Here is an 11898-nt window from a genome sequence, read left to right as displayed (position 1 = left end):
ACAACCACCACTTGCCCCAATCAGCCCTGCAGAGCAAGACGCCTATGCAGGCTATGAGTGGGTGGTACGATTCATACCCTCATTTGTTCCATCGGCGGCCTTATGATCGTCCGGGACTGGACAGCTATTGAAGGTTCTCAAGCCGGGGGAAAGAGATGCCGCACTCGTGATGTGGCTGGTTGACCACGCAGATGCTGATCCAAGCCTTGTTGAATTCGTGCTACAAGATCCCTCGATCAGCATCGATGTTTTTTCAGCCGCGGCTGGAGTCAGGCATCGGGGAAATGCAAGGCCTGATCCCGCGACGCTCATCGCCCGAATCAAGAAGGCCTTTGACGACGACGAGGACGACTGAACATGGACGAGGCGGATGTCAGGCAGAGAGCGCGCGCGTTTGTCGCGAGAGTCGATGTTTCGAACATCCGAGAAGACCTGTCCCCGTATGTGAACGCGGCTAACGCCAAGGTCAAGAAGGATGAGCTTGGCGATGGGGAGTCCGGCTATACCGTTACCAAGCCGAACGGGAAGCACATCATCACGGTGAATTCGCTGGAAACCGAAGAGCGCCAGCGCTTCACTGTCTGCCACGAAATAGCTCATATCGTGCTCGACTTGGAATCAAGTCACGACGAGGTGCCGTCATGGTCCTATGCAAAGCGACATCCGAACGAGATCGCCTGCGACACGTTTGCCGCTGAACTGCTGATGCCCTATCAGCAATGGCTCTCCGCTGTTCCCAAGGAAGAGCCCTCCCTGGATCTCATCCAACACATGGCCGACTTGTTCGGCACATCATTCCCTGCAGCGGCGTCAAGGTTTGCCAGTCTTAGTGACATGCCGTGCGCATTCGTCACCATGGAGCGCGGTGCGGTGCGATATGCCGCACGCTCAACGGCCTTGCGGCAAGCTGGGGCCTGGATACCTCCCAGGTCGGTCATTCCAGCAGGCTCCGTAGCTCACCGAATCCGCTCTTCAGGGAATAGCGCTACTGAGACGGGGGAAGTTTCACAGGATGTCTGGTTCGACAACTGGGAGAAGGGCCTTGATCTATGGGAACTTTCAAGACATTACCAGCGCACCGATACCACCATCTCCTTGCTATGGTTCGACGGCGACGATTTGCCGGAGGTTGAGGTAAACCGCTTCGGCACACGTGTCGAAGACGATGGAGGCTTGGCTGAATTGACGGGAGAGCTGCCATGGCCGGGGCGAAGCAGGCGCCGCTGAAAAGCCATCACGGCCACGACCGCAAGGAGGTTACTCTTATGCGCCATTCGCGCGTTCTTACAGGTACTTCTTGAATGTCGCCGCCGCAATGCACACCGCCACGCCGAGCAGTGCGGCGCTGGGCAGCAGGATCAGCAGCGGGTTCATGCTGACCGGTAGCGCCAGGTAGGTCACCCACGGGAGTACCGCCAGCGGGATCAGGCTGGCCCTGGCGCGGTGATAAACGAACCCGGACTCGCGCCCCGCGCCGAAGCGGCGGATGTCCCGGCGCACCAGACCATCCACCAGCCCGACGAACGCGGTCATCAGGAACAGCGGCAGGGTCAGGCACAGCACCAGCAGCCGCACGAGGAAGATCAGCGTCGTATAAGCCGCCGCGATCAGGTAGCTCTCCACGTTCACGTAGACCAGGCCAATGTAATAGCGGAAAGCCTTGGTCGGGCGATGGCTGCCGGCGCTAGCCTGCGCCGAGGCGTCGCGCATCCAGTCCAACAAGCCCGTCTTCACGAAAACCCACTCGTAGGTGCCCTCCACCAGCCAGCGCGCGGTGCGTCCCGGCTCCTGCACGACGGCGCTCCGGGTGAAATGGGTGGAGAACTGATTCAGTTCGTAGTCGAGCATGCCCTGCGCGTGGCGCCAGCCCTGGTCGGGCCAGAACAGGTGCATGCCGACACATTCGATGACGATGGACAGCAGCAGCGAGGCGACCAGCACGCCGAACAGGCGCCATGGCAGCGTGACCACGCTGGCGACCAGGCCGCGTTGGCGTGCCTGCTGTCGCTCGGCGGTCGCGGCGGGCTCTTTCACGATGGCGCCTCTTCATCCGGCGTGCCTTCTTGCACTTCCTCGGCCAGATCCGCTGGCAGCGCGTCGTCGTCGAGCAACCGGGGCAGCCCGTTGCCCTCCCACCATTCGCCCGCCTCGGCATAGTGCTGGCGCATGTAGCCGGCCAGCTGCTGCAGGTCCCGGGGCATGGCTTCGTCCGGATCGGGCGCAGGCAACGGCATGCGGACCTTCCACAGGTTACCGCCTTCGATGAGGGCGAAGCACTGCCCCTTGGGCAGGCCGACCACGTGCGCGGGCTCGATGAGCGGCACGCTCGACGTGCTGATGCGGTCCTGCGCGTTGCTGGTGAAGTCGGTCGGGCCGTGGATGTCGGAACTGTCGGTGGCGCCGCTGACCAGCGTGGTGGTGTAGACCTCCACCTTCGGCAGTTGTCGTGTCAGCAGTTCGGCGGTGGCGGTCTCGCGCACCCGCAGCATGAACAGGTTGTTGAAGTTGCCGATGACCTGGCCGGCCTTGGCGCGATTGCCGATGCGCGCCTCGATGTCCGAGAGCGTCTGCGTATAGGCCGTGACCTGCATGCCCGCACCGCCACCCTTGTTGATGAGCGGGATGAACTCATCGCCCATCAGTTCGTTGAACTCGTCCGCATGAACGTTGATGGCGACCTTGGCATCGGCCGATGCCCCCGGCAAGCCGTCGTCGATGCCGTGCTTGTAGATGTGCCCTGCCACCGACACCAGGTCGCTGAACATGCTGTTGCCGACGGCCGCCGCCACTTCGGCGTCGGACAGCGCATCCAGTCCCACATAGACCACGGCCCGCTTCCTGATGATCTGCATCCAGTCGAAGATCGGGCGCGGGTCGGACAGGTCGGAATAGTTCGGCGCGAGCAGTTGCGCGATCTTGCCGGTGGTGAGCTTCTCCAGCAGCGGCAACAGCGAAGCGACGATCTTGTCGAAGTAGGTGCGGTCGTAGCGCACCGCGGAGCGCAGGCCGTCGAGCACCGCGTCGTAGGTTCGCGTCTGCGACAGGTACTGCTCCAGTGCCACCACCCGCTTCTCTCGCCCGACCATGTGGCGCGGGATGGTCTTGTCGTTGAGGCGTCCTTCGAGCTGGACGATCACCTCCCAGGCCTTGGGCTCGGTTCGGGCGAAGAAGTGCTGGGCGTACTCGATGAACAGCGCGTCGATGTTGACGACGTGGCGCTGGATCAGCAGGTAGTCTGGCCGCTGCCCCAGTTCCACCAGGGCACGCGCGATGATGTTGACGAAGCGCCAGGCGAACTCTCGGAACGCGGCGCTGTTGCCCTCGCCGGAAAGCTGCCCCGCAACGCGCGTGGCGACCTCCGAGATGCGCCCGAACCGGCCCACGGCGTTGTAGCGTGCCGAGATGTCGGGCCAGCCCAGGTGGAACACGTACATTTCGCCCTCGCGTCCGGCTCGCCTGGCCTCGACATACATGCGCTTAAGCAGATCGGCATCGCCCTTGGGATCGAAGACGATCACCACCTCGTGCTCGCCATGGACCTTGCGGCGGATGTCCTGGGTGATGAACAGTTCGGCCAGGCGCGTCTTGCCCACGCGCGTGGTACCGAGCACCAGGGTGTGGCCCACACGCTCGCCCAGCGGCAGGGTGACGTCGGTCTCGTGCGGCTCGATGCCATGCAGGCGCGGCATGCCACCCACTGGCGGCAAAGGCCGGACCGGGTTGAGCGGGTTGTCCCAGGCCAGTGCCCGCGCCAGCCTAGGCAGCGGCGGCGGCGCGAACTCCAGCCGCTCCTCCAGGCGGCGCGCCAGGCGGTAGAACGTCGTCGGTTCGGCGTAGCGCCGGAACTCGGGCTTGTAGGTCTGCGTCAGCCGATGGGTGTGTCGTTGCTCCCAGCGGAAGCCACGCCCAACGAACAGACGGTACTGGCTCACTGGCACGTCACGGCTCGTCATCACGTAGCGTGGCAGACGACGGATGTGGCGGCGGTACCGCAGGATGGCCCAGGCGTCGCGCAGGCGAATCGCGCCGAAGGCCAGGAAGGCCAGCGCGCTGCCGAGGCCGAGTACCGGATTCAGCGCGAGCGACCACGGTGCCACCACGCACACCACCGCGGCGCCTGCGCATACGGCAACGGTGTATAGCTCCACCGCTGGCCGCAGCAGGACTTCGACGGCGTGCGGCTGGGCCATCGGGCAGTTCTCACTGTTCGATGCCGGTGGCGGTCACCAGCACCGGGTAGTGGCGCAGCCCCAGGCGCCCGGCCAGTTCGTCCCCGGACGCCGGTGCCAGCATCAGCCCGGGCGCCAGGGCACGCAGTGACGCCAGTGCCTGCGGTGACTCGACCTGGACCACCAACCCCACGGCCCCGAGCTCGCGCAGCGCCGGGGCACGCTGGCGCAGCCAGGCATGGGAGCGCTGGTCATCACCAACCAGGAACATCGGCGTGAGCCCCGGCGCCTGGATCGCCCGGGGAGCCACATCGCCAGGGACCAAATGGGCCGAGCGCACCGGCAGCATGGCCGCCTCGCCAGAAGGCCCTTCGGGCAGGCGTGGCATCTCGATCCTGGGTGATGGCCGGTTTCCGGTGCGCGGTTGCAGGTCGAGGGCCTGGTAATAAGGCAGCGCGGAGGCCCTGCCGCGATCCTCGACGACGATCAAGGGCGGCGATTGTGCGAAAGCGGCTGGCACGGACACGAGCGGCAGCAAGCCGATCAGCCACGGCACAGCCGGACGGAAGATTCGAGGCTTCATGGCAGGGTTCTCCGGTTATCCGAGCCCCGCGCTGGCTCGCCCAGTACGCGGGCCAGGTGGCGGCCAACACTCTGGCGGTAGCGCGCAGCGGGTGCGCCACCAGCGGGACGGTGGTAGCGGCCGATCGTGATCAGCCAGTCCTGGCCAGGCGCGTGCTGCTCGCGCAGGATCTGCGCGGCCAGCGCCAGGTTCCGATAGGGATCGAGCAGTTCGCAGGGGTGGTCGTAGCGGTGACGCTGGTAGCCCAAGTTGATCTGGCCCAGGCCGGCGTCGATGCGGGTGCGCGGCACGTCGCGCAATGCCAGGTGCAAACCGGCGCAGGCCTCGGTACGGGTGGCGAACCGATGCGATGCCCCGGCCACGTTGAGCGTCCAGGGCCAGGGCACCAGGCGGCCGTGGTACCGGGTGCCACTCTCCTGCAAGGCCACCGCGTACAACACCGCCGCCGGAATGCCCGCACGCTGTGCCGCGAACTGGTAGGCCGGCGGCGGAACCTCCCCGGCCTTCGCCTGGCCGAGTGCCCAGCAAGCCAGCAGCAGGAGCGCGAGACGCGCGAGGCCTACTGTCGCTGCCATTGGCCGCCGACCTGGCGCACGACGGCGGGCAGTTCGCCCTGCAGGCCGAGGGACAGCCAGCGGCCACCGTCGTGGTTGAGGGTGATGTGCCGGGCGCGCACCTTCGCCGGGTCGATACGGGCCCGGCGTGCCCATTCACGGATGCGCGCGTCGTCGGCGCGACTGCCGACGACATAGACATCGAACTCGACGCCCGACGCCTGCAGCCGCTGCACGGCCTGGTCGCAGGCGGTACAGCCGTCCTTCACGAAGATGGCGGTTCGGTCGGTGCCTGATGCGATGGCGGTGCCCGCGCCGGTCGGCTTGGCACCGGGTAGGTTGACCCTCGCCATGCCCGGCGCGATCCGTTGCCAGGCGGCGTTGTAGGCACGCTGGTAGGCCAGCGTCTTCTCGACCCGCCGGGCTTCGGCCCGAACCTGCAATTCCGCGTAGTGGCGGCGCTCCTCGTCGGAACGTGCTTCGATGCCGAGGGCCGTGAGCGGGTCGAGACTGGGCGAGTAGACGCCCAGCGGCCCCTGCATCAACTCGCGATAGCGCGTCCATTCGTCCGCGCGCAGCCCCCAGTCCTGCGCCCGCTGTTCGTCGCTGCGAGCGATGGCCGCAGGCGCTTCACGGCTCGGCGCCGTCCTGGCCGCGGTGGTTGCGCCGGTGGGCTGCGCGAGCGCCGCCTGCACGGCGGAGGCGGCCAGCAATGCAACCAGCAATGGCGGGGTCAAGTGGCGCGGGACCATCGGTGTGGGCCTCCTTATCGGGGCGGGATGGGCAGCCTGCGGATCTCGTCTCCCCGCCGGAAGACGGCGCCATCGCGCTCGATCCCGTCCAGTCGCCAGCCACCCTCCGACTCTCCGACGCGCAGCAGGCGGACATCGGCCAGCCCGGTGCCATCGGCAGGCATCACCGACACGAAGTGTTCTCCCGCACGCAGTTCCACTCCGATCAGGCGGAATGAAGGCTCAACAGGCTTGGGTTGGGCCGCCACAGGTTGGGATGGCCGTGGTGCGGGCAGCTTGGGCTGGCGCGAGACCGGGCGGGCTTCCAGTCGCGTGACGCGGGTTTCCAATGCGTGCAGCGCATCGGTGGCGGCGTATTGGGCCTGCGCCAGCTCGATCGCCGCCAGCCGCTGGTCCAACGCCGCGGTGTCCTGCTCGTAGCGCGCCTGCGGCAAGGCGGCGGGCTGAGTATGGCGTTGTTCGATCCGATGCGAGAGGCCGTCCAGTCGGGATTCGAGCAGGGACACCTGCGCGGTGGGCGCGAAGGCCTGGGTCTGTTCCGCCAGCCCGGACAAGGCCATGTGATCCACCAGCACCACCGCGCTGACGAGCAACAACCAGGTTGCGGCCGCGACCCGCAGCAGCGTCGTGCGCTGGCCCGTCGCCGAGTCCCGGATGGTCATGGCGAAACCTCCCGGATCAGCGGAGGGGGCTCCGCCGAACGGTTGATTTCCGGTGGCTTGGGCTCGTGCGGCGTACGAGCCTCCCTGAGCCTGCGGATGAAGCACACCTTCCGATCGCCGTCGTCAACCTGCAGATCCCAGGCGGGGCCGGCCAGGGTCAAGAGCGCGTCGCGCAGCAGGACCGGGCCGAGCCGGTAGTGAGCCGCCGGCAGCGGCAAGGCCAGCAGATCGGCGGACTGCTCATCGCACAGCCGGTAGCCGGAACGCAGGACGAGGTGCCGGAGGGCATCCCCGACGGTGGCGCCCAGCGTGCCGGGGACCTCCACATCCACCACTTGCAGCAACAGGTCGTGCTGGGCCGCCGTCGGCGCGAGTTCAACCAGGGTGTAGCGGCCATACCGCGTCACCGGCACGAACTCCATCACGGCTTCGGGCGCGATGTCGGTGACTTTGGATGCGGGCGTCGGTGGCACGGCGTTCGTCATCGCGCAGCCGCTGGCCATGGCGGCCAGGAGCAAGCCGGGCAAACGGATCAGATGGCTGCGTCCGGCAATACGGAAGGGCTGGCAGGATGGGCGCATGGATCGGTGTCCTGAAACAACGAGCCATCACCATCGCCGCGCAGGCCCTTTGTCACAGCAAACAATGCGAATCCGTCGGCTCCCGATTTGCCGAAAGCAAATGCCTGCAACCGCGCGGTCGCCAGGACGCATGTCGGGATCATGCCGCGGCGAATGGTCGTGCCGGGGCGATCTCGCCGCCTACCGCCGCGTCCGATCGTTGATCACGATATAGAAGACAGCCGGCTCGCCGCCTTCATTGCGGAACTCATGCACGCAATCCGAAGGAAAGAACAACGTATCTCCGGCAGCGACGTCGAAGCGCCTGCCGTCGATGACCACGGCAAGCGCCCCCTCATGCACGACGAGAAACTCCTCCACGCCCGCATGGTGGGGGGGAAACTCGACGGACTTGCCCGGTGGCAACACGTTGAAGGCCAGATCGACCGCGCCGTCCTCGAACAGCGGCGAAAGAGATCGGCGTTCGAAGCCGGAAGCGGGGTCGTGATAGACCGCCTGGCGCTCCCTGCCATGCAGCCTGGGCTGGCGCGCATGGAATCCCCCCAGGAGTTGAGACAGGCTGACCTGCAGTGCCGCGGCAAGCTTGCCCAGCACCGTGGCAGTGGGAACCGAGGCGCCACGTTCGATCTTGGAGATCATCGCGCGGCTCACGCCCGACAACGCCCCGAGCCGATCGAGGGTGAGCTGCGCCTCCAGGCGCAGACGTCGAAGATTGGCTGGGAGCGCTTCGGCGCGCTCACCTTTCTGCCTGGTCTGGGGAGCAGAGGAGTTCGGCATGGGCCGCGATCAAGTCAGGATGGATGCGTGGAGTCTCGATGGCGCTGAAATCGATCGCGCCACAAATTTCTACTATAGTAGAAGTTCTCAACTTCAAACAGGAGCATGGCCATGCGTCTTCTGGTGCTGGGTGCTGGTGGGATCGGGGGCTATTTCGGCGGGCGTCTGGCCGCGGCCGGCGTGGACGTGCGTTTCCTGGTTCGGCCGAGACGCGCCGCACAACTCGCCGAGACCGGGCTCGTCATCAAGAGCCCTTTGGGTGACCTAACCCTTCCCGTGAAAACAGTCGTCGAGGCACCGCCTTCCGTGGATGCCGTGCTGCTGGCCTGCAAGGCCTACGATCTTGAGGGCGCGATGGCTGCCATCGCGCCCGCCATCGGCCCCTCGACATGCATCGTTCCGCTGCTCAATGGGGTGCGGCATCTGGATCACCTGGATGCGCGCTTCGGCGCCGAGCGCGTTCTGGGCGGCCTGTGCCACATCGGTGTTGCGCTCGGCCCGGCCGGTGAAATCCAGCATCTCAACACGCTGCAGCGCCTCGCCGTCGGCGCACGCACCCACACCCAGCAGGACGCGGCGCAGGCGCTGCATGGATTGATGGAGCGCGGCGGTTTCGCACCTGTGTTGAGCCAGGACATCCTGCAGGAGATGTGGGAGAAGTTCGTATTCCTCACGACCTATGCCGGCATGACCACGCTAATGCGCGCGCCCGTTGGCGCAATCGTGCAGGCACAAGATGGCGAAGCGCTGGTGCGCCAGATGCTTGGCGAATGCGTGGCTACCGCCGCCGCCTCAGGGTACATCCCATCGCAGGACGCCTATGCCCGCATGTTCACGACGTTGTCCGAGCGCGGGTCCACCGGCACCGCATCGATGCTGCGCGATCTGCAACGTGGTGGCCCCACCGAGCATGAGCACATCATTGGGGACATGCTGCGACGCGCGCATGAAGCTCGACTGGATGCGCCGCTGCTGAGGGTGAGCCTTGCACACATGCAGGCCTACGAGGCGACCCGCATGGCCCATGGCGGTGGATGAGGCCCTGTCTTCCACTTCCCGGATCGATGTCACAGTCAGGATGGCCAAAAAAGAACGGCCCCCGGAGGAGCCGTTGAAGTGAAGCAGTGAGGTTCAGCACACCAACTGTCGTGCCAGCGCGACTTCCACCGAATCTCCGTCCTGATTCAGGACATCAAGCCCGGACTCCGGCACGTCGCCCGACGTGCTCTGCGACACCATGATCTTCCGGGCCATCAACCCCAGGCAGGTCATCTGCGAGGAGTTGGCGTAGCCGAGGTAGATCACTCGCACCGGCTGCTTCTGGCCGATGCGCCAGGAGCGCCGGGCGGCCTGCTGCAACGAATACACGTTGTAGCCGGACTGGAGGAACACGATGGTCGGGAACTCCAGCAGGTCCAGGCCGGTTTTCACCAGCTCGGGATTGGTGATGAGCACGTCGATGCCACGGTCGAGCTGCTCGGCGATCCAGTCCTCGCGGCGGGAGGCATCCACGCTCGCGCGCAGCACCGCCACCTTGAAGCCTTCCTGCTCCAGCAGCACCTTCAAACGCGACGTGGTGTCGCGCGTGCCGGTGTAGACCGAATAGACCAGGGTCTTGCGACCTTCTGCCTTCTCCTGCTTGCAGATCTCGATCAGCTCGCGTTCCTTGGGCATCACCTCCAGCTCGTTGAACTGAGCCGGCACGAACGCCAAGGTGTTGCGCGTGCGCGGATGCACCACCGTTTCCGACCGGAAGCAGCAGTCCGGCCAAGCCAGCAGCACGTTGAGGACCACACCGAGCAGCGTCGTGTCGCGCTTCGCCAGGGCCTGCTTCAGCTCCTGGGTCAGCCGACCCGCCAGATCGCGGTAGGCCGCGGCTTGCGCCGTGTCCATCGCGACTTCGCGGAACTCCTCGTCGTAGGGCGGCAGCACGTTGCCACCGATGTCCTTCAGCTTGAGGAAGACCGTGAACGGCAGGACGCAACGCAGCACGCCCTTCGGACCGAAGCCCGGCGCCTTGACCGTGCGCACCGATACCTTGGTGCCCTTGGCCGTCTTGTGCGCCGTGCCCGTGCTCTCGGAATAGATGTCCTTGAGCACGCCGTGATCGCGCATGAACGCCATCGCGGCCGAGGTCATGCTGCCGCTCTTCGTCGGCCGGTAGCCGTCTTCGATCATCCGCCCCGGCAGGGCTCGGAACAGCAGGTGGAACAGGTCGTCGCCGTAGCCGCCCATCAGTGTGCCGGTGAGCAGCAGCGTCTTGCGCGCCTTGGCCGCCAACACCCCCATGGCCTGGCCCTGTGCGGAGCCTCCGTTCTTGTACTCGTGTGCCTCGTCGGCAATGAGCAGGTCGAACGTGCCTTGGGGAAGCTGCCTCTTGATGAACTCTGACGGCTGGTAGCCGCCCTCGCCGAAGCCGAACTCCATGTTGGCCATCGCACGTTCCATCCGGTGGGCTTGCCGGTCCGAGAAGACCAGCTCGCCGTTGCCATCCATCAGGTTGATGAACTCGTGGATGTTGTCCCCGAGCATCGACGCGAGGAAGGCGTCACCGAACTTCTGCATCAGCTTCTGCGCGGTGACTTCCCCGATGGTTGGAATACGCTTCAGTGCCTTGAGCACGGTCGAGGACTGGTCGCTGGCGGACAGGCCTCTGGGACGGATCAACGACCACAGCGGTGCACGGCAGTGGCTGCACTTGCGGCGGGACTCCTCGGCTTCCAGCTCGACCGGGTTGATCGGCTCGCCGTCGAGGTCGGTGATGACGTGCCCGCAATCCGGGCAGGCCCCCATGTCGCCGTGAGGCGTGCGCCGCCGAACGAAGACAGGTTTCCAGTGGAACCCCATCCGCATCCGCACGCGGCCCAGGACGAAGAACTCCTGGCCCTGGGCCGGCACGCCCAACTGCTCGCGCAGTTTCAGCAGCTTGACCAGCGTGTCCGGGCCATTGAGCACCCAGACCTTGGCACCGGTCACCGTCTCCTGAATCTCGCGCCGCCACTTGTAGACCAGGTGGGGTGGCGAGAGCACTAGGGTGCGGCGGTAGCCTTCGGCGTTGAGCACGGCGGCGGTGGCAATACCCACCGTCGTCTTGCCGCAGCCCATCTCGCCATTGACGATCGCGGCGCGTTCGCCGCGATCGACCAACAGCTCGGTGACGGCGTGGACCACATCGGCTTGCGCCGGGAACAGCTTGCGCTTGAGCGCGGCGAGGATAAGTTGCCGATGCACCCGCACCTGGCCGGTGTAGACCGGAGGATTGGCGCGGTTCAGCGAATCGAGCAGCTCGTCGCCGAACTCGGAGACGAAGTCCTGCAGGCTGAGCGTGAGGGGTGAAGCAGCCGTTTCGAGCAGGTCGCCCTGCACAGCGGTTTCGGGAACGGTTTCGAGATCGAGGGACATGGTGATGCTCCAAGGAGATGGGGCATGCACCTCCCCCACGGGGCGGTGACATGCCACTGGGTGGGAAGAAAGAAGCGGCGCGAGGCCGCTGGATGCGGATCAGTATTCGCTGGGCAACAGCAGCGTGGTGACGCTGCGATCCCATTCGGTGATGATCCAGAGCTTCAGGTCGCGCGTGACCTGGTAGGACGAGAACAGTCGATCCTCACCGGACTTCAGCGCGGCATCGTTCTGCCGCCGATCGCTGTCGTCCAGGTCGCCCCAATCGCCATGAAGATGGCGGCGCAGGTACGGCGTGGGGTTGAGCCGACCCTGTCGAACCAGCTCGTCGACGCCGGCGGTCATGACCACCTGCCCGGGCGAAAAGCGTGCTTGTGACGCGAGGTTGAGGACTGCGAGTGCCATGGTGGTATCTCCT

At 65.8% G+C, this 11898-nt stretch carries 13 protein-coding genes and 1 pseudogene; 4 read left to right on the top strand and 10 right to left on the bottom strand.

The annotated features are described in order from the left end of the window. The 3 genes and pseudogenes from FK527_RS15470 to FK527_RS15460 form a co-directional block, all read left to right on the top strand. Window positions 1-131: pseudogene (locus tag FK527_RS15470) on the top strand (IS481 family transposase); the annotation flags it as partial. Beyond that, window positions 128-355: a hypothetical protein gene (locus FK527_RS15465; protein ID WP_246072838.1), complete on the top strand. Its 228-nt coding sequence runs from the start codon at window positions 128-130 to the stop codon at window positions 353-355. The pseudogene FK527_RS15470 and the gene FK527_RS15465, both read left to right, overlap by 4 nt. 2 nt (window positions 356-357) lie before the next feature. After that, window positions 358-1227 (top strand): ImmA/IrrE family metallo-endopeptidase, encoded by an 870-nt coding sequence (locus tag FK527_RS15460; protein ID WP_144735372.1) that lies wholly within the window; start codon window positions 358-360, stop codon window positions 1225-1227. A 57-nt stretch (window positions 1228-1284) separates the two neighbouring features. Here FK527_RS15460 and FK527_RS15455 read toward each other — a convergent pair whose 3' ends face one another. The 8 genes from FK527_RS15455 to FK527_RS15420 form a co-directional block, all read right to left on the bottom strand. After that, a complete protein-coding gene (locus FK527_RS15455) occupies window positions 1285-2034 on the bottom strand; it encodes a TIGR03747 family integrating conjugative element membrane protein (protein WP_144735370.1) in 750 nt (249 codons plus the stop codon). After that, window positions 2031-4190: a type IV conjugative transfer system coupling protein TraD gene (traD, locus tag FK527_RS15450; RefSeq protein ID WP_144735368.1), complete on the bottom strand. Its 2160-nt coding sequence runs from the start codon at window positions 4188-4190 to the stop codon at window positions 2031-2033. Before traD ends, FK527_RS15455 begins: the two co-directional genes overlap by 4 nt. 10 nt (window positions 4191-4200) lie before the next feature. Further along, window positions 4201-4752, bottom strand: a complete 552-nt coding sequence (locus FK527_RS15445) for an integrating conjugative element protein (RefSeq protein ID WP_144735366.1) — start codon at window positions 4750-4752, stop codon at window positions 4201-4203. Continuing rightward, entirely contained in the window at window positions 4749-5327 is a 579-nt protein-coding gene (locus FK527_RS15440; RefSeq protein ID WP_027350516.1) for a lysozyme family protein, read from the bottom strand. The genes FK527_RS15445 and FK527_RS15440 overlap by 4 nt, the downstream gene beginning before the upstream one ends. Then, complete coding sequence (locus FK527_RS15435) at window positions 5312-6058, bottom strand: TIGR03759 family integrating conjugative element protein (protein ID WP_425460456.1); 747 nt, start codon at window positions 6056-6058, stop codon at window positions 5312-5314. Before FK527_RS15435 ends, FK527_RS15440 begins: the two co-directional genes overlap by 16 nt. A gap of 14 nt (window positions 6059-6072) precedes the next feature. Continuing rightward, window positions 6073-6720: a hypothetical protein gene (locus FK527_RS15430; RefSeq protein WP_095377285.1), complete on the bottom strand. Its 648-nt coding sequence runs from the start codon at window positions 6718-6720 to the stop codon at window positions 6073-6075. Beyond that, window positions 6717-7301: a PFGI-1 class ICE element type IV pilus protein PilL2 gene (gene pilL2 / locus FK527_RS15425; protein WP_144735364.1), complete on the bottom strand. Its 585-nt coding sequence runs from the start codon at window positions 7299-7301 to the stop codon at window positions 6717-6719. The genes FK527_RS15430 and pilL2 overlap by 4 nt, the downstream gene beginning before the upstream one ends. A 180-nt stretch (window positions 7302-7481) precedes the next feature. Then, window positions 7482-8078, bottom strand: a complete 597-nt coding sequence (locus FK527_RS15420; RefSeq protein ID WP_144735362.1) for a helix-turn-helix domain-containing protein — start codon at window positions 8076-8078, stop codon at window positions 7482-7484. A gap of 111 nt (window positions 8079-8189) precedes the next feature. On the opposite strand from FK527_RS15420, the gene panE reads away from it, so the two are divergent. Next, window positions 8190-9116 (top strand): 2-dehydropantoate 2-reductase, encoded by a 927-nt coding sequence (gene panE, locus FK527_RS15415; RefSeq protein WP_144735360.1) that lies wholly within the window; start codon window positions 8190-8192, stop codon window positions 9114-9116. Window positions 9117-9209: 93 nt separating this feature from the next. Here panE and FK527_RS15410 read toward each other — a convergent pair whose 3' ends face one another. Then, window positions 9210-11480, bottom strand: coding sequence for a helicase-related protein (locus tag FK527_RS15410; RefSeq protein ID WP_186298450.1), 2271 nt, complete (start codon window positions 11478-11480; stop codon window positions 9210-9212). Window positions 11481-11579: 99 nt separating this feature from the next. Continuing rightward, the gene (locus FK527_RS15405; RefSeq protein ID WP_024889622.1) at window positions 11580-11885 is read right to left on the bottom strand and encodes a hypothetical protein; all 306 of its coding nucleotides are present in this window, start codon (window positions 11883-11885) and stop codon (window positions 11580-11582) included. Window positions 11886-11898 lie beyond the last annotated feature (13 nt).

The sequence above is a fragment of the Extensimonas perlucida genome (genome assembly GCF_007655255.1).
Taxonomy (GTDB): domain Bacteria; phylum Pseudomonadota; class Gammaproteobacteria; order Burkholderiales; family Burkholderiaceae_C; genus Extensimonas; species Extensimonas perlucida.
Note: the sequence above shows the minus strand (reverse complement) of the source record. Positions and strands in the feature narration are given on the sequence as shown.

Coding starts and splice junctions, on each gene's coding strand:
- pilL2 (WP_144735364.1), bottom strand. CDS start 7,301: ATGCGCCCATCCTGCCAGCCCTTCCGTATTGCCGGACGCAGCCATCTG.
- traD (WP_144735368.1), bottom strand. CDS start 4,190: ATGGCCCAGCCGCACGCCGTCGAAGTCCTGCTGCGGCCAGCGGTGGAG.
- FK527_RS15420 (WP_144735362.1), bottom strand. CDS start 8,078: ATGCCGAACTCCTCTGCTCCCCAGACCAGGCAGAAAGGTGAGCGCGCC.
- FK527_RS15435 (WP_425460456.1), bottom strand. CDS start 6,058: ATGGTCCCGCGCCACTTGACCCCGCCATTGCTGGTTGCATTGCTGGCC.
- FK527_RS15405 (WP_024889622.1), bottom strand. CDS start 11,885: ATGGCACTCGCAGTCCTCAACCTCGCGTCACAAGCACGCTTTTCGCCC.
- FK527_RS15460 (WP_144735372.1), top strand. CDS start 358: ATGGACGAGGCGGATGTCAGGCAGAGAGCGCGCGCGTTTGTCGCGAGA.
- FK527_RS15445 (WP_144735366.1), bottom strand. CDS start 4,752: ATGAAGCCTCGAATCTTCCGTCCGGCTGTGCCGTGGCTGATCGGCTTG.
- panE (WP_144735360.1), top strand. CDS start 8,190: ATGCGTCTTCTGGTGCTGGGTGCTGGTGGGATCGGGGGCTATTTCGGC.
- FK527_RS15430 (WP_095377285.1), bottom strand. CDS start 6,720: ATGACCATCCGGGACTCGGCGACGGGCCAGCGCACGACGCTGCTGCGG.
- FK527_RS15410 (WP_186298450.1), bottom strand. CDS start 11,480: ATGTCCCTCGATCTCGAAACCGTTCCCGAAACCGCTGTGCAGGGCGAC.
- FK527_RS15440 (WP_027350516.1), bottom strand. CDS start 5,327: ATGGCAGCGACAGTAGGCCTCGCGCGTCTCGCGCTCCTGCTGCTGGCT.